Below are 21,082 nucleotides of genomic sequence, written 5' to 3' on the forward strand. Positions count from 1 at the left end.
TAAAATGAAAAATTTATTTAACAGAATCGTTAATGTAATAACTGCTGATATCCACGAGGTACTTGATCAAAAGGAACAGAAAAACCCAATTGCTACCTTAAACCAATATCTGCGGGAATGTGAGCAAGAAACAGAGAAAGTTCGTAAGCTAGTAGAACGCCAGCATCTGTTAAAAGAGGAATTCAGCAGGGAATATCTTTACGCAAGAGATTTAGCGGAAAAGCGCAAAAGGCAGGCAGCGATTGCAAAGGAAGCGGGAGAAAGTGAACTTCATGAATTCGCTGTCCAGGAATATGGAATGTTTGAGGAACGGTCTTTCCGTCTCAAAGATGCAATGCAAAAAGCGGCAGCCCAGTTGACTGAGCTAGAGCGTAAATATGAAGAAATGAGACATAAGCTAAAGGATATGAACATTAAGCGCATGGAGTTAATGGGCCGTGAAAATACCGTCAGAGCTCATTACCGCATGAATCAAGTGCTTGAGCCGGCGAGCTATGCCAACCAATCTTTTTCAAGATTCTCTGAGATGGAAAACTATCTGGAAAGGCTTGAACATAAAGTAAACTCAGCATTCTATCGGAACACCATTGATGCACGGATTCACCAGCTTGAAAAAGAACAGAAACATAAAGAAACCCATTCTATTTCCTAAACTAATCATGGTATTCTAAAAAGGCGTAGGTATCTGAGCCTTTTTAGGTTAACCAGGAAAATATGAATTTCGTATAACCGCTTATACAATGCTCAATAAATCCATTTTTTGAGCTGTTGTTCATAGAATAATAACCGGTGGTTCGTAAGTGACATTCGGCCGGGATGAAGAGGGAAGGAGGCCGCTCGTGTTCAAAAATATGAAAACGGATTTAATCAGCTGGATATTATTAATAGGTTTGATTGTCCTTGTCTTAGAAATCTCTTTCTTTGATGGAGGGCTCATCTTTTCCCTTCTCATTTCAGCAGGATGTATTTATATCGGACGCAAAAAAAGAGGCCGTACCATAGGCAGTGTTTTATTTTGGCTTGGAGTCATCATGGCAGTGGTAACCGTTATGAATATGATGGCCTTTAAATTTTTTATTATGGCGATACTGGCCTATATACTGTTCCTTTATATTCAGTCAAGAAAGGAACCTGAAAAGGTGGAGCCGACTGTAAAAAAACCTGTCGATAAGCCTCTTGATATGGTAATAAAGAAACCTCTTCTAGGAAATAAACTATTCGGACATGGAAAAACACCAGACCATGTCTACGAATGGAATGATATTAACATCCAGACCGGTATTGGAGATACAGTGATTGATCTGAGCAATACAGTTCTGCCAAAGGGTGAAGCCATCATTTCCATCCGGAGTTTTATTGGGAATATTAAGATTTTCATCCCATATGAAATGGAAGTATCTGTACACCACTCTGTATTAGCAGGTACCGCAGAAATATTACAGCACCAGGAAAAAAGGATTTTTAATCAGAATATGTCAGTGCAGACGCCTGATTATGAAAACGCGGAACAAAAGGTGAAAATCCTTACCTCGCTTATTTCCGGGAATCTAGAGGTGAAACGGATATGAGTATTATCCAGCGCCAGATCATAGCAGGATTTTGCTTTGCACTTTTGCTTTCCCTGATGATTGCAGCTGTAACTTTCTTTGTTTTTCCCATTCGGGATTGGTCGGAGCTTTGGAAAAGGGAGGTTATGGATTTCCCATATGTCCTGTTTGTCCCAAGCCTTAGTATAATGGCTGGTACAGTCTTCGGCCTATTTTCAGGTCTGTTTTGGCGAAAGCAAATCCAGCAGATTGGCGATGCACTTTATCAGCTTGAAAAAGGGAAGGCTCCATTGTATAAAAGAGAAAATACGATTCAGGATTTTTCAATGATTGAAAAAAGGCTGGAACAGGTACAGCGGCATGTAACCGAGCAGATTAAAGCGACTCAAAAGCTTGCAAACGAAAATGCAGAGGAATTGGAACGAAGAATGCAGGAAATTGTCTCTCGAGAACGTAACCGCCTTGCAAGGGAGCTTCACGATTCCGTGAGCCAGCAGCTGTTCGCAGCCTCGATGTTATTGTCAGCCATTAATGAGGCCAGCCCTGAGGCTGATACCATCAAGGCGAAGCAGCTAAGGATGGTTGAAGATATGATTCACCAATCCCAGCTGGAAATGCGGGCTTTGCTGCTGCACTTAAGGCCGATCCCATTAAGGGGAAAATCACTGCAGGAAGGAATTCAGGAGCTGCTTGCAGAATTATCGCAAAAGGTTCCGATGGATATATCCTGGAAGGTAGAGCCTGTCCCGCTGGATAAAGGAATCGAAGACCATCTATTCCGAATCCTTCAAGAATCGGTTTCCAATACACTAAGGCATGCAAAGGCCAGCACGCTTGAGGTGCTGCTAATAAGCCGGGATGACCTGATTATTTTACGGATAGCTGATGATGGGCAGGGATTTGATATAGAAGAATCAAAAGCGGGTTCATACGGATTACAGAATATGCATGAACGGGCAATAGAAATAGGCGGAACGATGAAGATTGTCAGTGTTAAAAATAAAGGTACACGTCTTGAAGTTAAGGTACCTTTGATGGCAGGGGGAATGGGAGAAAATGATTAAGGTATTATTTGTTGATGATCATGAGATGGTTCGAATCGGTGTCACGTCCTATTTATCAGCACAGCCGGATATAGAGGTGGTGGGCGAGGCGGATGATGGCAAAAAAGCAGTTGATCTGGCTTTGGAGCTGAGGCCGGATATCATTCTTATGGATTTGGTTATGAAAGAAATGGATGGTATAGAAGCCACCAGGCAAATTATTGCCAGCTGGCCGGATGCTAAAATCATCATTGTTACGAGCTTTCTGGATGATGAAAAGGTATATCCTGCATTGGAAGCAGGTGCAACAAGCTATATGCTGAAAACGTCAAAGGCCAGTGATATTGCCAATGCTGTCAGGAACACATTTAAAGGGCAATCCGTGCTTGAACCAGAGGTTACGGGCAAAATGATGCAAAGAATGCGCCGGGGCAATGAACAGCATCCACATGAGCTGCTAACAAGCAGAGAAATGGAAATCCTGCTGCTTATGACGGAAGGGAAGACCAATCAGGAGATTGCTGATGAATTATTCATTGCGCTAAAAACAGCCAAGGTCCATGTGAGCAATATTTTGAGCAAGCTTGAAGTACAGGATCGGACCCAGGCTGTTATATATGCCTTTAAGCACTCGTTGGTGGAGTAAAAGCTATCCTGCTGCAGACTGCTATCATGCTTCAGGTTGTTTGAAAGTAATTCGTGCTGTATGACATTATTATAGAGAGAGGTGCAGCACAATTTAACCGCTAACCGGTTACAATTCACTTTCCTGATGCATCATTAAAAACTTTTGTTGTGATTCTATCTGTTACAATTGGTCCTTTTCCGGCCAAAACTTGAAGGAATTCATGAAATCTTAAATGATACTATGATAATACTGTTACACCAAGACTCAATTTTTTTATAAACCCTGCATAAGAGTGAAAACCGACAGTTGTTCCGTCTGTCCAGGTTCCCATCTCAAAATTCTTCTTAGAGCCATTTGCCTGTTTTTGATGGGTAGTCTGCAGAACGCTCAATAACGGAATAGGCTCCTTTTTCTTCGTGTAGGCGACCATCCTTCGTTCCGTTTGTTCATCTGATAAGCTCATGACTGTGTCAGTTAAACCGAGTGGCTTGCAAATCCTATCTTCTAATGATTCTTCAAATGACTTACCTGTAACATCCTCCAAAATATTTGCCAGCAAAGCAATTCCTAAATTAGAATAACACCATCTTTCTGCTTTCTTTAGCTTAAAGAAACCGAAGAAGGCATCCAGGTCTTCTCTTACATAATGTTTATTTGGATTTTTCTTATCGAGCAGCTTTTTTTAGAGCTGCTTGATTGCTGTTGCAGCTTGATTTTATAATGGGGTGATAATATGAATGTGCGCGGCGCAGCGTTAAATGAAATTTAGGAGACTAACAAATGGACATATTCTTTAAAACAATTAGCGGCTTGGCAGCAGATTTTGAGAGCAGCAATATCACCTACCAATATACCGGTGCAGCTTCATTATGGATTCAGGGGGTTGGAATTCCCGGTCCGGAAAGCATTGATATTGTCATTCAATGGGATGTTCTTGAGAAGGCATATGAGATGTTTAAGGAAAATGGACTATCTGAAATAGATAAAACGCCTGCAAAAGCGGTGTTCTCATTTATGAAGAATGGGTGGCAGATCCGGGTCAGTTGCTACTACAACACAACAGTGAAAACCGATCCATATCGGATCGCTGCTAGGTTGGATGGCGTCGAGGTTTGGTGCCGTTCTTTGTACAGCTATATGTATGATTCAGAATTAAAGCGATATGAGCAAGCGATACAGACCTACTTACTGCAGCAGCAGCGGTCTTTTTCAGCGCACAATGAAAAAGCATGGAATCAAAATAATTATACGGCACTGGTGAATCGTTATGGTGAACCGGCAGAGACAGCGCGGAAGATTGAGCAAAATCCTGAATGGCGCCTTCATCCTTTTTATAAATACATGGGTGACGTCAAGGGCAAGAATATTGTTCATCTTATGGGCTCAAATGGCATTAAGGCTGTTGCTCTCGGACTCCTTGGGGGTATCGTAACGGTGGTAGACTTTTCTGCTGAGAATGCCGCTTACGCGCAGGAAACATCGAAAGAGGCCGGAGTTTCAATCGAGTACGTGATTTCTGATACACTTTCAATCCCTGCCGAGACTGCAGATGGTCAATTTGATATTGCCTTTATGGAATTAGGGGTCTTGCATTACTATATTGACCTCCATCCGTTATGGGAAATGGTAGGGCGATTGCTAAAGCAGGGTGGAATGTTTATTCTCCATGAATTTCACCCGGTATCGACTAAGCTTATTACGTCTACTGGAAAGAAACATAAAGTTACCGGGAATTATTTTAATCCCGGCATTGAAAAAAGTACGATTGCTTTTTCTAAGCACCTATCAAACGAGGAACAGGAAACTCTGGCGATGTCTCTGCATCGAAAGTGGACATTAGGAGAAGTATTAACGTCGATGGCAAGAAGCGGACTGACAATCTCTGTATTGGAAGAAGAGCCAAACCATAAGGGCCATGATATCGGGCTGCCGAAAACGTATACGGTGGTTGCCTATAAATAAGTAATAACCCTGGATTTTATTAACCGGATCCAGGGTCATTTTTTTTTAAGTAAGGGTATGTTAAAGCACATAGTTGATTTTGACACTTTTGATTGGAGCGGAAATCAACAGGCAAGTTTAACAAAGCCATTTTTAAATAGATAATAAAAAAGATTTGTTATCTACTTACTAATTATATTATCTAAAAATTAAAAAATATCTAAAAAATAGTAGAAATTACATCTGCTTACAGCTATAATAATATTATTATTTAGTGCTTTTATGCGTTGAAGTAATAAACAGAAATGGTTGAGGGGGAACTCTAAGTGAAAAAGATTTTATTTGTAATATTGTGTGGAGCGTTACTAATGCTTTCGGCATGCGGATCATCTGAGAAAAAGGCAACCGGTAAAGAGAAAGAAGAAAAAACTGTGAAAATAGGCATAATACAGCCTGTTGAGCATCCTTCTTTGGATGCAGCAAGAGAAGGATTTATTGATGCATTGAAAGATGCCGGCTACGAAGATGGAAAGAATTTAAAAATTGACTATCAGAATGCACAGGGCGAGATGAATAATAATATGACGATTGCGCAGAACCTTGTCGCTGATGAAAATGATGTGATTCTGGCTATCGCTACATCGAGCGCCCAGGCGGCTCTTCAATCAACAAAGGATATTCCTATTTTGTTTACAGCGATTACGGATCCAATAGGAGCTAAGCTTGTAAGCGATTTAGAAAAGCCGGGCGGCAATGTGACTGGAACATCGGATACTCATCCGGACGCCATTAAAAATACAATCACATCTATTAAAGAATTTATTCCAGAAGCAAAGAAAGTTGGGATTATATATAACTCAGGGGAATCCAACGCTGTTGTAAACGTTGAAAATGCAAAGAAAGTATTAAAAGAAATCGGTTTGGAATCTGTTGAAGCAACTGTCTCAACAAGTGCAGATGTAAAGCAGGCAGCTGAGTCATTATTAGGGCGGGTCGATGTGTTATACATACCAAAGGACAATACGGTGGTGGCTGCACTAGAATCTGTCATCAAGGTAGCCAACGAGCATAAGATTCCAACGTTCGTCGGAGAAGGAGACTCTGTAAAGCGTGGCACATTTGCTTCATACGGAATCGAATACCATGACCTTGGATATTCAACTGGAAAGATGGCAGTTGATATCCTTAAAGGAAAGAAACCGAGTGAAATTCCCGTTGGCTTTCCAGAAAAGCTGGAACTGGTCATAAATAAAAAAGCGGCTGAACAAGAAGGCATAACCTTAACGGAAGATATGCTGAAGGATGCTAAGATAGTCGGAGAGTAAGGTAGAAAAAATCCACAAAGGGAGCCATTCCTTTGTGGATTTTTGCAGTTGGCCAAATAAACTGGAAATTGGTACAATAAATTGGAAATTAGCCAAATAAATTAAAATTTGACCAGATAAATTAATAAAGTCCGAAATTGGAAACATAACCTGACAAAAAGAACCTTGCGACAACGGCAAGGTTCTTTTTGCTTCGATTACTGGTTCTGATTCGCCCATTCTTCAACATTCCATACTTTTGTAACCCAATCCTCATAAAAGTCAGGCTCGTGGCAGACGAGAACGATTGTGCCTTTATAAGCTTTCATCGCACGCTTTAGCTCTTCTTTTGCCACTACATCCAAGTGGTTTGTCGGCTCATCGAACAGCAGCCAGTTGCTTTCTGTCAGCATGAGCTTACAAAGCCGGACCTTCGACTGCTCTCCACCGCTTAGCTGATTCATAGGGCGGGAAATATGGTCATTCTTTAAACCGACTCGGGCTAAAATACCGCGGACTTGCGGCTGATCAAGGTGCGGAAAGGCATTCCACACTTCGTCGATAGGCGTTGTGTTGCCTGCTTTTACTTCCTGTTCAAAATAGGAAGGGAACAGGAAGTCTCCGCGGTTTAACGTGCCGCTGATTGGATCAATTTTTCCTAGAATGGTCTTTAAAAGCGTGGACTTACCAACACCGTTACAGCCAACCACCGCAATTTTGTCACCGCGTTCGATTGTCATTGACATCTTTGGCAGCAATGCACGATCATAACCAATTTCAAAATCTGTTCCTTCAAAGACGTAGCGGCTGCTGCCGCGGGATTCTTTGAAGTCGAAGGTTGGTTTCATTGCAGTTTCAGGCCGATCAATTCTCTCCATTCGGTCGAGCTGCTTTTGGCGGCTTTTCGCACGGCCAGTTGTAGAATAACGCGCTTTGTTTTTTGAAATGAAATCTTCTTGCTTTTTAATAAATTCCTGCTGTTTTTCATAGGCATTAATATGCTGGTTCTTGTTGATCTCTGCAAGCTCCAGGAACTTCTCGTAAGTCGCCGTATAGCGTGTCAGCTTGGAGAATTCAAGGTGGAAAATAACATCAACAACCCCATTCATGAATTCTGTATCATGGGAAATCAGCAAAAAGGCATGCGGATATTCCTTTAAATAATTTCCAAGCCAGCGGATATGCTCTACATCGAGGTAGTTGGTAGGCTCGTCCAGAAGAAGTACTTCAGGCTGTTCGAGCAAAAGCTTTGCAAGCAGGACCTTTGTCCTTTGTCCGCCACTAAGTGCAGAGACATCACGGTCAAGGCCGATGGCGTCAAGGCCTAATCCCCGCGCCGCTTCTTCTATTTTAATATCAAGGTTATAAAAACCGCCTGCTTCCAATTTGTCCTGGATTTCTCCCATTTGCTCAAGGAGCTCTTCCAATTCCTCAGGAGTGGCTGTACCCATTTTTTCTGTTACTTCATTCAATGCTTTTTCCTGCTCAAATAGCGGCAGGAAGGCATCGCGCAATACGTCGCGCATCGTTTTTCCGCGCGTAAGCACAGTATGCTGGTCAAGGTATCCGTAATGCGTACCTGGAGTCCATTCAACCCGGCCGGTATCGTAAATGATTTCCCCGGTAATGATATTCATCAACGTTGACTTGCCAACCCCGTTAGCGCCAACCAATCCCACATGTTCCCCAGCCATAAGGCGAAAAGAAACATCTTTAAACAAAGTTCTGTCACCAAAACTATGGCTTAATTTATCTATAGAAAGCAAGCTCATTATTTATCTGAACCTCCACTTTATATTAGAAAAGCGCAAGCGCCCCTGCCACAAGGAACATCGACTAAGGTCTGGCAGGGTTGAAATCTAGGGCCATTTCAACCTCCGTCCTGTGCCAACGTCGACACCGGCACAAGCACATCGTGTGCGGCGGACTTTATTTTCCTACGGAAAAAAATTGCTGGGCGCTGGAGCTAGACATCTTTATTTGTTAAAAATTAAACTTGTGATTTTTTACAATAACAACTACCCTTCATCATACTAAAATTTCAGAGAGAATACTATCCTTCATTTTAATGGGAAATTATGAAAACGGAAGATTCATTGATAGATAACGAAGCGGATAATGCCGGATCCAACGAAAAAACCTCCCGTTTAGGCGGAGAGAAATAAGAATTATACGTAACGGCCTGTATTCGAACAGAGGGGGATATTAAGCGGGAATAGACGACGAAAAAGTGCTAACTGTGTTGGATAAGCGAAAAAGTAATTCAAAGAAAATCCTGCCGAGTTCAGAACCGTTACCGGAATGCGGTATAAGCGTTGATGCCACACCTCTTCAGTTAGGAAGGAAACCATGATTTTCTCGTGGTTTTATGAGATAATACGGAGATAGTTATGGTGGAAGAAAGGATGTTAAGATGTCTAAAATACTAGTGCTGGCAGAGAAGCCTTCTGTTGGCCGTGATATAGCAAAAGTATTGAACTGCAATAAAAAAGGAAATGGCTACTTTGAGGGAGATAAATATATAGTAACGTGGGCGCTGGGCCATCTTGTGACACTGGCAGATCCGGAAGCTTATGATGATAAGTACAAGTCGTGGAAACTTGAGGATCTGCCAATGCTTCCGCGTGAATTAAAGCTGGTCGTCATCAAGCAAACGGGTAAGCAGTTCCAGGCTGTGAAAGCCCAGCTTAGCCGTAAGGATGTCGGTTCGATCGTCATCGCAACAGATGCGGGCCGTGAAGGAGAGCTTGTGGCGCGCTGGATTCTTGAAAAAGCGAATGTAAAGAAACCGGTTAAGCGCCTGTGGATTTCCTCGGTGACGGATAAGGCGATCAAAGAAGGATTCAGCAAGCTTCGTGACGGCAGGGAATATGAAAATTTATATGCTTCTGCGGTAGCACGTGCGGAAGCGGACTGGATTGTTGGAATGAATGCAACCAGGGCACTCACCAGCAAATATAATGCCCAGCTTTCCGCAGGCCGTGTGCAGACTCCTGCACTGGCGATGATTGCAAAAAGGGAAGAAGAAATAAAAAGCTTTAAACCAATGGACTATTTTGGAGTAACTGCTCTTTCCGATACTAAACTAAAATTGACATGGCGGGACAGCAAAACCAATGACATTCGGACATTTGATAAGTCAGGGGCAGAACGAATTGCGGATTCTGTTAAAAGAAAATCGGCGGAAGTGGTCGAAGTTGACCGGACACGAAAGAAAAGCTATGCACCCGGCCTTTACGATTTAACGGAGCTGCAGCGGGATGCCAATAAGCTGTTTGGCTATTCCGCAAAGGAAACACTTTCGATTATGCAAAGGCTGTATGAAAGCCACAAAGTGTTAACATATCCTAGAACCGACTCACGCTACCTTTCGTCCGATCTAGTGGATACCCTGAAGGAACGGCTGCAGGCAATCAGTGTAAAGCCTTATAGCCCTTATGCAGCAAAAATTTTAAGAGCACCGATTAAAACAAATAAGTCGTTTGTGGATGATAAAAAGGTTTCTGACCATCATGCCATCATTCCAACTGAGCAATCACCGTTTATCAGTAAATTCAGCGATAAAGAGTGGAAGATATACGACTTAGTTGTGAAGCGCTTTTTAGCAGTTTTATACCCGCCGTTTGAATATGAGCAGACAACGATCAAGGCTAAAATTGCAGATGAGCACTTTGTGGCAAAGGGTAAGGTCGTCATCCATTCAGGCTGGAAAGAAATATATGATAACCATTATGATGAAGAAGAATCAAGGGATGGCCTGTCAGAACAGCTATTACCGAGTGTTAAAAAAGGGGATAGCATTCCTATCTCTGCTGTTAATGTAACAAACGGAGAAACAAAACCGCCTGAGCCATTTAATGAGGGCACGCTGTTATCTGCGATGGAAAATCCCTCACGTTTTATGAACCTGGAAAACAAAGATTTAGTGAAAACGCTTGGGGAAACAGGCGGAATCGGGACCGTTGCAACCCGGGCCGATATTATAGAAAAGCTGTTTAATTCCTTCTTGATTGAAAAGAAGGGCAAAGGAATCTTTATCACTTCCAAGGGCAAACAGCTGCTTGAACTAGTTCCGGAAGAACTGCAATCACCGGCTTTAACTGCTGAGTGGGAGCAAAAACTTACGGCTATTTCTAAAGGGAAGCTGCAAAAAAATGCCTTCATCCTTGACATGAGGAATTATGCAAAGGATGTTGTAACGGAAATTAAGAACAGCGGCAAGAAGTTTAAGCATGATAACGTGACAGGCACTAAATGTCCGGAATGCGGCAAGCTTATGCTGGAAGTGAACGGAAAGCGCGGAAAAATGCATGTATGCCAGGATAGAGAATGCGGCCATCGAAAAAACATTTCCCGATCTACAAATGCCAGATGCCCAAACTGCCATAAAAAACTGGAGCTTCGCGGCGAAGGAGAAGGCCAGATTTTTGTATGTAAATGCGGCCACCGTGAAAAACTTTCCTCCTTTACTAACAGAAAGCAAAAAGGCAAGAACCATCAGGCTTCTAAACGGGATGTTTCGCAATACCTGAAACAGCAGAACAAGGATGAGCCGATCAATACAGCATTTGCGGATGCTCTGTCTAAATTAAAATTTGATAAATAACCATATATGAAGCTGACTCAATATCTTAATTTGGGTCAGCCTTTCTTTTTTTCGGCATCATTTGTGTTGTTTGCCTTTATATGACTGTTCAGACCACTATGGATGGATGTTATAATGTATACTGGGTTTATTGTGGGAAATCACAAAAAGCTTGTTTGCTTGTTTAAAAAACAGGGGAAAGGAATGACAAGATGGATTGGATGTTAGCAATTCTTATATTCATTTTACTATTTCTTTGTTATTCCGTTATACCTACGGTTTTAATCCGCAGGAGCGGTTTAAATATAGTTAAAAACTTTAACCAAAAACAAGCGGTTGTCCTGACCTTTGATGATGGTCCCAACCCTGTATATACAGAGCAGCTTCTTGATGTTTTAAAAAAGTATCAAGTAAAGGCTACATTTTTTGTTTTAGGTAGCAGGGTTGATCAGTATCCGGAAATTGTAAAACGGATGCATAGGGAAGGCCATACAATCGGTATCCATCATTACCGTCATGTATCCAGCTGGTTACTGTCACCTTTAGGGTTGCGAAATCAGTTAATACGGACAGAGAAGGCGATATACAGCTGCATTCAAGAATATCCGGATTTTTACCGGCCGCCTTGGGGGCATTTTAATTTAGCAACTTTATTTATGGCAAAAAAATACCGGCTGATTATGTGGTCGGATATATTCAGTGATTGGAGAATAGATGTATGTAAGAGTACACTTCTTCAAAAGCTAACAGCAGTAACAGCAGAAGGCTCTATCCTGTTGCTTCATGACTGCGGCAAGACGTTAGGGGCCCAAGAGGAAGCACCGAGATATATGATTGAAAGCCTGGAAACTTATCTTAAAGAGAGCAAGCAAAAAGGCATTCATTTTATTTCGCTGAGAGATCAATTCAAAGAAAGTGAAGAAATAGTCGCGTTATGAATATGGACGTCTTGTTAGGCTATATCGATGTGTATGGATATGCTATCATATTTCTCTTTTTATTTCTGGGAATCGTGGGGATCCCCGCTCCGGAAGAATCGCTGTTATTCCTGATTGGAATACTGGCAATTAACGATAAATTGTCCCTTACTACCGCTGCTTTGTGTGCCTGGGCCGGAGCATTTGTCGGGATGGCAGCTGCGTATGCATGCGGTAGGTATGTTGGCTATCCCTTTATCACTAAATATGGAAAGTATGTTGGTATTACGGAAGAACGATGGCTGCGGACGAAGGAGAAATACACAGGGAACGTGAAAAAAACGGTCATACTTGGATTTTATCTTCCAGGATTAAGACAGATCAGCCCTTATTTTGCCGGCATAAGCAGAGTATCGTTTGGTATGTTCATTCTTTACTCTTTTTTAGGATCTATTTTTTGGACGTTGCCATTTATACTCGGAGGCTATTATGCAGGGAGCTTGTTTGATATCAATCCAAATTATGTTCCTTATGTAGGGGTTGGATTATTAATCCTGTTTTGTCTGTACAGCCTTATCAAATACTTCCGTGGAAAAAAAGAAAAAAAATCAGAAGGTGTTCATTGATGAAGGTTCTTGTATGTTCTTTATTCCAATTTCCGAACGGACATCTAAAAGTGGCTGAAGCAATACAGGAAAGCATCAGCAAGGAGTATGTCAATGCTGAAATTAAGATTGTGGATTTCTTGGGCTATTGCAATTGGAATTTAGAGAAGTTTGTTTCCGCTCTATATCTTACTTGCATTAACAAATCGCCTTCCGTTTACAGGTCTTTATATAAAAACATTATGTACAGTGAAGACAGCAGCAAGCTGCAGATGCAATTCCCATTTATATCGCTTTATTTTGAGCAAAAGATGAAGCAGCTAATCAGTAAAGAAGAACCAACGTTAATAGTTTGTTCCCATTCTTTTCCTTCAAAAATGATTGGAAAGCTAAAAGAAAAAGGGATTATATCAGATGTTCCGGCGGTAAACGTTTATACCGATTTCTTTATTAACGATATTTGGGCAAAACACCCAATCCAATATCATCTAGTACCGCATAATAAGGCTAAAGAAACCCTGATAACTAAGCACGGCATAAAGGAAGAAAATGTGTTTGTTACTGGTATTCCAATCAGTGATTCTTTTAATCAAACCATCTCCAAGAAAGATAAGCGGACAAAGCATGTATTGGTGGCCGGCGGGAATAACGGCCTTTTTAAATCAAGTGAGCTTGTTAAGATGCTTGAGAGCAATCCGGAGATAACCTTCACCGTTTTATGCGGAAAGAATAGAGAGTTATATGACAGGTTAAGCAGTTTGAATTTGCCTCATATCCAGCCTAGAGGGTATATTGATTCATCGGCTGAATTAAATGATCTTTACGGAGAAGTGGATGCAATTCTCACAAAACCTGGCGGCGTAACAATTAGTGAGGCCCTTCAAAAGAAAGTACCGATCATCATTCATAATTCTCTGCCAGGACAAGAAGAGGTCAATTTAAAATTCTTGCAGGAGCAGGGAATAGTAAGGGCCAGTTCTTCCAATCAATTAATTGAAGAAGTGAATTCTTTAGTTTTTAATGATGACGAGCGGACAGCGATGAAGTTAAAGATGGAGCGTTACCTTGAGGAAATATCATATAATTATACGGATGCGATTTCTTATATTATCCAAAAGGAAGTCTCACAGGACTTAGTAAGATCAACTAGTTAATGGTAATTAGCACGGGGAAGCATGGGGGACTATTTAATGTCGGGGAAAACCAACGCAATCCGATTACTTGATTCGGAAAAGATTGCTTATCAGATGATGGAATATGAAAATAAAGATGGCAAGATTGACGGTGTCTCGGTTGCAGCCAAGGTTGGCAAGGATCCGAAAATGGTTTATAAGACACTGGTTACGCAGCATCTGCAGTCTCTTTATGTTTTTGTTATTCCAGTTGAACAGGAGCTCGACTTGAAAAAAGCGGCCAAAGCAGCTGGGGAAAAAAAGCTTGATATGCTGCCTGTAAAGGATATTCAAAAGTTCACCGGCTATATTCGGGGCGGGTGTTCACCAGTTGGAATGAAAAAGCTTTTTCCTACCTTCATCGATCAGCAGGCGAGAGAATTACATACGATTATTGTCAGCGGCGGCAGGATCGGTGTCCAGATTGAACTGGACGTGGGTGATTTGCAAGAAGTCACTAATGCTATGCTTACAGAACTGGTAAAGCAGTAGGAAGCGCGATCAGCCATTTCAGCAGAAAGATCTCGTCATTCAGTTTACATATGAACAAAAAATAAGCACCTGTTCCCGGATGCTTATTTTTATTGTATAAAAGGTAAGTGTTGTTATGACTCAATTAACGGAGCCATGCCTAGCTCTAGCGTTCAGCAACTTTTTCACGTAGGAAAACTAAAGCAACTTTTTTTCGAAAGGCATTTAAAGCCCTGGTGCCAGGATAGAAAAAGAACACTTCGGCAGCCTCACATCGTAAGAATTAAATCGCACATGTGTGCGGCCATGGCGATATTAGCCGTTCTTCCTCTAAACATAGCGCCTGCGCTTTTTTCTAAAATTAGGCATTCACCTATACAAACCCTGCCGCATATTCTGTGTTAGGTAGACTTAACAACAGATAGGGAGTGTGGTGGAGGGTGGCTGGAAAAATCAAACACTATTATGCAGGTGGCAATACATCCCGCGGCTTTTATAGTTTATATGAATCAAATCTGCAGGGACTGGAAAAAATATTTATCTTAAAGGGTGGTCCCGGGACCGGGAAATCCACATTAATGAGGACTATTGGACTGGAATGGCGGGATAAAGGCTTTGACATCGAATTTATGCACTGCTCATCTGATAACCATTCAATCGATGGTGTTATCATTCCAAAACTAAAATTAGGAATAGTCGATGGTACGGCCCCTCATGTAATCGAACCAAATGCCCCTGGAGCGATCGAAGAGTATGTAAATCTGGGTGCCGCCTGGAATGCTGACCAGCTTGCTTTAAAAAAGGATGAAATATGCCAGTATACCTTAAAGATAAGCAGTGAATTTGCGTCAGCTTATGCAGCATTTGCAGAGGCATTGAGGATTCATGATGATTGGGAAAAAATTTATATCGAAAATATGGATTTTGTAAAAGCAGACCGGCTTGGAGAGAAGATTTTAAAGGAGCTTTTCGGTGAAATTGCCCTCAATAAAAAGGCTGATGTCCGCCACCGCTTTTTAGGGGCTGCTACTCCTCAGGGGGCATGTGATTTTGTGCCTAATTTAACGGAAGGACTCAGTAAGCGCTACTTTGTTAAAGGCCGTGCAGGCACAGGGAAATCGACGATTCTGAAGAAAGTAGCGGCACAAGCGGAGAGCAGAGGGTTTGATACGGAGATATACCATTGTGGTTTCGATCCGCACAGCCTTGATATGGTCATTGTCAGAGAGCTTGGCATTGCCATTTTTGACAGTACGGCTCCACATGAATATTTCCCAAGCCGGGAAGGCGATGAAATCATTGATGTCTACAGCGCGGCAGTAACACCAGGGACGGATGAAAAATTTGCAGAAGAAATCAAAATCATTTCCTCGAGGTATCGAGCAAAGATGAAAGAAGCAACGGCATTTTTGGCCGCTGCCAAAGCCCTGCATGATGAGCTTGAGGAAATATATAAGGCGGCAATGGATTTCAGTAAGGTTGGGGAAATCACGGAAGAAATCAGGGAGAAGATTGAAAAGCTCGCAAGTGTAACTTCATCTGTATAAAGGATAGGTAATACGTCGATTGCCTGACCCTCAAAAGTGAATTTTAGCAAAATAAAGAAGGCTGGACAGAATCCAGCCTTCTTTACATTTTTCTTTACAGAAATTTTACTCTATCTGGAAACGCTTTTATTTTTCATTTCAAAAACAAGAACAGTAAAATAGTGATAATGGGAAATGGTATAACAGTATCCATTTTTCCCTGCTTCGCAATGAATAGAAAAAACCCCAATGAAATGAAAGATTGATAAAGGAGCTTTATATTATGAAGAAAATACCTCTAGAAAAGCGTAATGTTTCTGCCAGCCGGATCATCCTGGGATGTATGGGTTTGGGCGGTACCTGGGATAATAGCTCAGCATCAAGTGAAGAAGTTTTAAAAGCTGAACGGGCCATCGATGCAGCGCTTGAATCGGGAATGACGATGTTTGACCATGCAGATATTTATAAAAGGGGAAAGGCCGAAGAAGTATTTGGCCAAGTTCTGCAATCCCGTCCAGGGCTAAGGGAGAAAATTATTATTCAAAGCAAGTGCGGAATTCGTTTCGCGGATGAGGCTGCTCCGGGACGATACGATTTTTCAAAAGGGCATATTCTTAATTCTGTAGATGGAATACTGCAAAGGCTGTCCATTGAATACCTGGATATCCTGCTTCTGCACCGTCCTGATCCGTTAATGGAACCGGAAGAGGTGGCCGATGCGTTCCTTCAGCTGAAATCTTCAGGAAAGGTACGCCATTTTGGCGTTTCCAACATGAATAAAGGGCAGGTTGAACTTATACAAGCCTACTCAGAACAACCAATGATCATAAATCAGCTGGAAATGAGCTTAAACAAATTGGACTGGGTTGACCAAGGTGTGTCTGTCAATCAAGCAGCAGGCAAAGCTTCTTATTTCGCTGATGGGTTAATGGAATTCAGCATGATGAATGATATTCAAATCCAGGCCTGGTCTCCTTTAGCCAAGGGGGTATTTACCGGCCATGACTCCAGCCAGCTTTCAGAGGCTGAATCAGAAACTAGAGCTTTGGTGAAGCAAATGGCTGCTGATAAAGAAACAACAGAAGAAGCGATTGTCCTTGGCTGGCTCATGCGCCACCCGGCAAAAATTCAGCCAGTTATTGGCACTACAGATCCAGAGCGGATTAAGAACTGCGGGGACGCCGTGCGACAATCCGAAATCATGACCCGTGAAGAATGGTACCGCCTCTATGTGTCTGCAAGAGGCAACAAGCTGCCATGATATAGGAGGATATTCCTTGAAAGAATCTGAACAGTTATTTTTTCTCTTTGAGGCCAATCGGAATAGAGAAAACGCTGGCCCAATGTCTGCCTATATGAAGAATCACTTTCCGTTTCTTGGGATAAAGTCACCGGATAGGCGAATCCTTATGACCCAGTTTTTTCGGGATACTGGGATATTGAAAAAACCTTTTTCCGAGGCCTTTGTGAGGGAGCTCTGGTCTTATCCGGAGAGAGAGCTGCAATATGCCGCTATGGACTACATGATGAAATACGCCAAAAAACTTGAAAAGGGATATATCAGTCTATTGAAGGAGCTAATAGAGCAGAAGTCTTGGTGGGATAGCGTGGATGCGATCGCATCCAATTTAGTTGGCTCCATCGCCGCTAAATATCCTGAATTAATGGATGAGTATATCGAACATTGGTCTAAGCATGAAAATATGTGGCTGCGCCGAACTGCTATCCTTTTTCAGCTTAAGTATAAGGAAAAGACTGATGAAGAGAGGCTGTACCGGTATATTCTCCGGAACGCAGACAGCGGGGAGTTTTTCATCCAAAAATCAATTGGCTGGGCACTTAGGGAATATTCAAAAACAAACCCGGAGTCTGTCAGGGCATTTATTGAATCCCATTCTTTGGCTAAACTGAGTGTCAGAGAAGGCAGCAAATATATCTAAGCGTGTGCCGAGTGAGAGCCTCCCAGCCAACAAAAGAGACATAATTTGTTACAATGGGAAAAACAACAAGAAGAGGTGCAGGTTTTTGATAAAAGCTATTGCGATTGATATGGACGGTACATTATTAAATAAAAATCAAAAGGTTAGCAAAGAAAACAGGGAAGCGATTATTGCTGCACAAAACAAAGGGGTTGAAGTTGTGATTGCTACAGGAAGGTCCTATAGTGAAGCGCGCTTTGCTCTCGATGAAGCAGGTATTACTTGTCCGATTATTGGCATTAACGGAGCTGTAGTCCTCACGGAGGAAGGAAATATAGCCGCTTCAAATCCAATGGATGTAGAAAACGTAATCGCAGCTGACCGGATTCTGGCTGAAAATGACCTATACTATGAAATTTATACGAGTAAAGGCACTTTTTCAAAGGATTTTGACCGCGCCGTTGCTACGCTTGTCGATATCTTTGTGACAGCGAATCCTGACCTTGATCCGCTGAAAGTGAGTGAACGCGCACGGGAGCGGATAGAGATGGGACACCTTAAGACCATTGATAGCTATGAGACGCTGTTCAACGAACCAGGTCTAGAGTTTTATAAGCTGTTAGTTTTCTCGCCTGATTTGAATAAATTAGGGCAAGCTGCATCCGTTTTAAAAGAAACAGTTGATCTTGCCGTTACTTCCTCAGGACTAGAAAACTTAGAAATCAACAGCATGGAAGCCCAAAAAGGTGTGGCCCTTGCAAAATACCTGGAGAACAAAGAAATTTCGTTGAGTGCTGCAATGGCAATCGGAGATAACTATAATGATGTTTCCATGTTTGAACGAGTTGGCCGGGCCGTTGCAATGGGAAATGCTCCGGCCGACATCCAAAAGCAATGTGATCATGTTACGGATACGAACGATGAAAACGGTGTGGCAAACGCCATCTGGAAAGTGCTTAAGGATTGACCTTCATTTAGGAATGATGAAAGGAGAGCGAGTGATGAAAGGAATACCGCTGTTTCTGTTGTTTTTAACCGTATTTTGGCTGGGAGGCTGTTCACCTGAGCCTGAAAGAAGTGTGGACCAAAAGGAAGAAGCCATAGATGCGTCAGGCAATAGTGTAAGGCAGGAAAAAGCGGAAGTAATTCTGACTGACCTCGATGTTCCTTGGACGATTCAAAAAACCGGAGAAGAATTCTATATTTCAGAAAGAACTGGTTCGATCGTTCACTGGAAGAATGGCGAAATGAAGCGTCAAAATGTTGAGCTTGGAAAAAGGCTGTCTCAAAATCCTGAAGCGGGATTACTGGGATTTGTCCTGGCTCCAAATTTTGAAACATCGCATCTAGCCTTTGTTTATTATACATATGAGCAAAATGGAAATCCGAAAAACCGCGTGGTTTCGTTATTATTTGAAAATGACAGATGGCAGGAAAAAAGGGTATTGCTTGATGGAATACCGAGCGGAACCTATCATCATGGCGGAAGGATGAAAATTGGGCCGGATGGCAAACTGTTTGTTATCACAGGAGATGCCCATCAGGACGAAATTGCCCAGGAAATGCAGTCACTCGGCGGGAAAATCCTGAGAATGAACCTGGATGGCAGTATACCAAGTGACAATCCTTTCCCCAATTCCTATGTTTACAGTCTCGGACACCGAAATCCTCAAGGCCTTGCCTGGGATGAAGACGGCCAGCTCTATAGCAGTGAGCATGGTCCCTCAGCCCATGATGAAATCAACGCCATCAAACCTGGAAAGAATTATGGCTGGCCGCTTATAACAGGAGATGAAACAAAACCCGGACTGGAAAGCCCACTTTTTCAGTCAGGTGACGATACCTGGGCTCCTTCCGGCATTGACTATCACGAAGATACCATTTATGCAGCAGCCCTAAGGGGACAAGCAGTCAAGGCTTTCCATCTGAAAACCAAGAAAATTAATAACGTTGTGGAAGGTTTAGGAAGAATCAGGGATGTTCTCATCGACGGTAATTACTTGTATTTTATCAGCAATAACACAGATGGCAGAGGAACTCCTCGTGAAGGTGATGATAAACTGTACCGTATGGATTTATTATCAAAGTAAGAAGGCTCAATGTGATTGCCAGACAGGCCAGTTGCACGGTGCTGATTAAAGACCTTGTCCGCATTATGAAACAAAAAGGTGTACCTGAATTGAATTTTGATAAAAAAATAAAAAGAGATGTATTAAAATTATAAATGGAGGCCATAATAGTACCACGATGAATTTTCCATAAATATCCCCTACTTGTCCGCTGGCTTGTCTGGCGGAATTTTTTTTGTTATAAGAAGGAGGAGCGCCGGTCAACAAGTTAAAAATGCCAGCTCTCAACTATTGAAAAAAATGGCCCGCAGTGCATACCTGCGGGCTGTTTTGTGTCAAAAAAAGTGTTACTTTTCAACATACACTTGTCTAGTTCCAGCGCCCAGCGTCTTTTTTTTCGCAGGAAAATAAAGCCCCGACGTTTGGTACAGGACTGAGGTTGAAATGGTCTTAAATTTCAACCCTGTCAGAACTTAGTCGACGTTCCCTTAATCAGTGCTCCTCTGCTTTTCTTGCGGCCACTGATAGAGCCAGAACCGTTCTTGCCGAATCCAGCCAAGCAGCTGGGGATCCTGGTTTTGGAGTTGTTCTGCCCAGGCGGCCACCATTGATTCTGTTTGGGAGCGGTGCGCTTTAATCGCAGCAATTTTTTTATCTTCAACAGCTGTAACATCATGGTAGATGTTTGGTTCACCCAAAGCTTCAAGGCTGTTATTAGCAAACGCAACGCAATACAGCTTTGGCTGTTGGTCCTTTGGGATTTTTGCTACAGCACGTACTACAGCTCTTCCGGTTGCTTCATGGTCGGGGTGTACACTGTAGCCGGGATAAAAAGTGATAATGAGGGAAGGGTTAAGCTCTTCTATTATCTTGGATATTTTTCCGGCAAGTTTCTCATCATCCTCAAATTCTACCGTCTTGTCCCTAAGGCCCATCATGCGCAAATCCTTGATGCCCAAGATTGCGGCAGCATCCTGCAGCTCCTTTTTGCGAATTTGCGGAAGGGATTCCCTTGTGGCGAAAGGAGGGTTGCCAAGATTTCGCCCCATTTCTCCCAGAGTCAGACATGCATATGTCACAGGAGTGCCGCTTTCGATATAGGAGGCTATTGTGCCGGATACACCGAATGCTTCATCATCCGGGTGAGGAAATACAACTAATACTTGTCTTTCTTTTTCCATGAAATTCTCTCCTTTATTCAAAAGATAAAAAGTATAACTTTCTTAACAAGTACAGATGTCTAGCTCCAGCGCCCCGCCCCTCGAATGTTGTGACCAAAGGCCGTCACCACCCTGGTCATAAGCCAATCACTTCGGAAGGCAAAAAGCGCCTTCTGTCAGCGCTTGTCTTATGCT

At 42.4% G+C, this 21,082-nt stretch carries 19 protein-coding genes; 16 read left to right on the top strand and 3 right to left on the bottom strand.

Going from position 1 to position 21,082, the window contains the following annotated elements; translation table 11 throughout:
* Positions 1–4: 4 nt before the first annotated feature.
* The 4 genes from D0469_RS10330 (at position 5) to D0469_RS10345 (ending at position 3,236) form a co-directional block, all read left to right on the top strand.
* Entirely contained in the window at positions 5–652 is a 648-nt protein-coding gene (locus D0469_RS10330; RefSeq protein WP_117326665.1) for a PspA/IM30 family protein, read from the top strand.
* 187 nt (positions 653–839) lie between these two features.
* Complete coding sequence (gene liaF, locus D0469_RS10335) at positions 840–1,568, top strand: cell wall-active antibiotics response protein LiaF (protein WP_117326666.1); 729 nt, start codon at positions 840–842, stop codon at positions 1,566–1,568.
* Positions 1,565–2,611 carry a sensor histidine kinase gene (locus D0469_RS10340; protein WP_117326667.1) on the top strand — a complete coding sequence of 349 codons (1,047 nt, stop codon included), beginning with the start codon at positions 1,565–1,567 and terminating at the stop codon, positions 2,609–2,611. Before liaF ends, D0469_RS10340 begins: the two co-directional genes overlap by 4 nt.
* Positions 2,604–3,236: a response regulator transcription factor gene (locus D0469_RS10345; RefSeq protein ID WP_117326668.1), complete on the top strand. Its 633-nt coding sequence runs from the start codon at positions 2,604–2,606 to the stop codon at positions 3,234–3,236. The genes D0469_RS10340 and D0469_RS10345 overlap by 8 nt, the downstream gene beginning before the upstream one ends.
* A gap of 220 nt (positions 3,237–3,456) precedes the next feature.
* On the opposite strand, the gene D0469_RS10350 is transcribed toward D0469_RS10345, so the two are convergent.
* On the bottom strand, positions 3,457–3,894 hold the full coding sequence (locus D0469_RS10350; protein WP_117326669.1) for a serine hydrolase: 438 nt from the start codon (positions 3,892–3,894) through the stop codon (positions 3,457–3,459).
* Between the two features lie 104 nt (positions 3,895–3,998).
* On the opposite strand from D0469_RS10350, the gene D0469_RS10355 reads away from it, so the two are divergent.
* Positions 3,999–5,180 (top strand): class I SAM-dependent methyltransferase, encoded by a 1,182-nt coding sequence (locus D0469_RS10355; RefSeq protein ID WP_233523021.1) that lies wholly within the window; start codon positions 3,999–4,001, stop codon positions 5,178–5,180.
* 347 nt (positions 5,181–5,527) lie between these two features.
* The gene (locus tag D0469_RS10360; RefSeq protein ID WP_199478475.1) at positions 5,528–6,484 is read left to right on the top strand and encodes an ABC transporter substrate-binding protein; all 957 of its coding nucleotides are present in this window, start codon (positions 5,528–5,530) and stop codon (positions 6,482–6,484) included.
* A 197-nt stretch (positions 6,485–6,681) separates the two neighbouring features.
* Here D0469_RS10360 and D0469_RS10365 read toward each other — a convergent pair whose 3' ends face one another.
* Entirely contained in the window at positions 6,682–8,235 is a 1,554-nt protein-coding gene (locus D0469_RS10365; protein WP_117326671.1) for an ABC-F family ATP-binding cassette domain-containing protein, read from the bottom strand.
* A 641-nt stretch (positions 8,236–8,876) separates the two neighbouring features.
* On the opposite strand from D0469_RS10365, the gene D0469_RS10370 reads away from it, so the two are divergent.
* The 10 genes from D0469_RS10370 to D0469_RS10415 all read left to right on the top strand — a co-directional run bounded on the left by D0469_RS10370 (position 8,877) and on the right by D0469_RS10415 (position 19,748).
* Positions 8,877–11,069 carry a DNA topoisomerase III gene (locus tag D0469_RS10370; RefSeq protein WP_117326672.1) on the top strand — a complete coding sequence of 731 codons (2,193 nt, stop codon included), beginning with the start codon at positions 8,877–8,879 and terminating at the stop codon, positions 11,067–11,069.
* 191 nt (positions 11,070–11,260) lie between these two features.
* Positions 11,261–11,986 (top strand): polysaccharide deacetylase family protein, encoded by a 726-nt coding sequence (locus D0469_RS10375; protein WP_117326673.1) that lies wholly within the window; start codon positions 11,261–11,263, stop codon positions 11,984–11,986.
* Positions 11,983–12,591, top strand: coding sequence for a DedA family protein (locus D0469_RS10380; RefSeq protein ID WP_117326674.1), 609 nt, complete (start codon positions 11,983–11,985; stop codon positions 12,589–12,591). The genes D0469_RS10375 and D0469_RS10380 overlap by 4 nt, the downstream gene beginning before the upstream one ends.
* Positions 12,591–13,724 carry an MGDG synthase family glycosyltransferase gene (locus D0469_RS10385; RefSeq protein WP_117326675.1) on the top strand — a complete coding sequence of 378 codons (1,134 nt, stop codon included), beginning with the start codon at positions 12,591–12,593 and terminating at the stop codon, positions 13,722–13,724. Before D0469_RS10380 ends, D0469_RS10385 begins: the two co-directional genes overlap by 1 nt.
* A 36-nt stretch (positions 13,725–13,760) precedes the next feature.
* On the top strand, positions 13,761–14,234 hold the full coding sequence (gene ybaK, locus D0469_RS10390) for a Cys-tRNA(Pro) deacylase (RefSeq protein WP_233523022.1): 474 nt from the start codon (positions 13,761–13,763) through the stop codon (positions 14,232–14,234).
* Positions 14,235–14,653: 419 nt separating this feature from the next.
* The gene (locus D0469_RS10395) at positions 14,654–15,760 is read left to right on the top strand and encodes a PRK06851 family protein (RefSeq protein ID WP_117326677.1); all 1,107 of its coding nucleotides are present in this window, start codon (positions 14,654–14,656) and stop codon (positions 15,758–15,760) included.
* 262 nt (positions 15,761–16,022) lie between these two features.
* Entirely contained in the window at positions 16,023–17,000 is a 978-nt protein-coding gene (locus D0469_RS10400; RefSeq protein WP_117326678.1) for an aldo/keto reductase, read from the top strand.
* Between the two features lie 16 nt (positions 17,001–17,016).
* Positions 17,017–17,679: a DNA alkylation repair protein gene (locus tag D0469_RS10405; protein WP_267897303.1), complete on the top strand. Its 663-nt coding sequence runs from the start codon at positions 17,017–17,019 to the stop codon at positions 17,677–17,679.
* A gap of 85 nt (positions 17,680–17,764) precedes the next feature.
* On the top strand, positions 17,765–18,625 hold the full coding sequence (locus D0469_RS10410; protein ID WP_117326680.1) for a Cof-type HAD-IIB family hydrolase: 861 nt from the start codon (positions 17,765–17,767) through the stop codon (positions 18,623–18,625).
* Positions 18,626–18,659: 34 nt separating this feature from the next.
* Positions 18,660–19,748 (top strand): PQQ-dependent sugar dehydrogenase, encoded by a 1,089-nt coding sequence (locus D0469_RS10415; RefSeq protein WP_117326681.1) that lies wholly within the window; start codon positions 18,660–18,662, stop codon positions 19,746–19,748.
* Positions 19,749–20,215: 467 nt separating this feature from the next.
* Here the strand turns inward: D0469_RS10415 and bshB2 are convergent, their stop codons facing one another.
* A complete protein-coding gene (gene bshB2 / locus D0469_RS10420) occupies positions 20,216–20,908 on the bottom strand; it encodes a bacillithiol biosynthesis deacetylase BshB2 (protein ID WP_117326682.1) in 693 nt (230 codons plus the stop codon).
* Between the last annotated feature and the right edge of the window lie 174 nt (positions 20,909–21,082).

The sequence above is a fragment of the Peribacillus saganii genome (genome assembly GCF_003429095.1).
GTDB lineage: Bacteria > Bacillota > Bacilli > Bacillales > DSM-1321 > Peribacillus > Peribacillus saganii.

Excerpts from the sequence above, each read along its gene's own strand:
- D0469_RS10330 (WP_117326665.1), top strand. The coding sequence starts at position 5 with ATGAAAAATTTATTTAACAGAATCGTTAATGTAATAACTGCTGATATC.
- D0469_RS10340 (WP_117326667.1), top strand. The coding sequence starts at position 1,565 with ATGAGTATTATCCAGCGCCAGATCATAGCAGGATTTTGCTTTGCACTT.
- D0469_RS10345 (WP_117326668.1), top strand. The coding sequence starts at position 2,604 with ATGATTAAGGTATTATTTGTTGATGATCATGAGATGGTTCGAATCGGT.
- D0469_RS10355 (WP_233523021.1), top strand. The coding sequence starts at position 3,999 with ATGGACATATTCTTTAAAACAATTAGCGGCTTGGCAGCAGATTTTGAG.
- D0469_RS10360 (WP_199478475.1), top strand. The coding sequence starts at position 5,528 with ATGCTTTCGGCATGCGGATCATCTGAGAAAAAGGCAACCGGTAAAGAG.
- D0469_RS10365 (WP_117326671.1), bottom strand. The coding sequence starts at position 8,235 with ATGAGCTTGCTTTCTATAGATAAATTAAGCCATAGTTTTGGTGACAGA.
- D0469_RS10370 (WP_117326672.1), top strand. The coding sequence starts at position 8,877 with ATGTCTAAAATACTAGTGCTGGCAGAGAAGCCTTCTGTTGGCCGTGAT.
- D0469_RS10375 (WP_117326673.1), top strand. The coding sequence starts at position 11,261 with ATGGATTGGATGTTAGCAATTCTTATATTCATTTTACTATTTCTTTGT.
- D0469_RS10380 (WP_117326674.1), top strand. The coding sequence starts at position 11,983 with ATGAATATGGACGTCTTGTTAGGCTATATCGATGTGTATGGATATGCT.
- D0469_RS10385 (WP_117326675.1), top strand. The coding sequence starts at position 12,591 with ATGAAGGTTCTTGTATGTTCTTTATTCCAATTTCCGAACGGACATCTA.
- ybaK (WP_233523022.1), top strand. The coding sequence starts at position 13,761 with ATGTCGGGGAAAACCAACGCAATCCGATTACTTGATTCGGAAAAGATT.
- D0469_RS10400 (WP_117326678.1), top strand. The coding sequence starts at position 16,023 with ATGAAGAAAATACCTCTAGAAAAGCGTAATGTTTCTGCCAGCCGGATC.
- D0469_RS10415 (WP_117326681.1), top strand. The coding sequence starts at position 18,660 with ATGAAAGGAATACCGCTGTTTCTGTTGTTTTTAACCGTATTTTGGCTG.
- bshB2 (WP_117326682.1), bottom strand. The coding sequence starts at position 20,908 with ATGGAAAAAGAAAGACAAGTATTAGTTGTATTTCCTCACCCGGATGAT.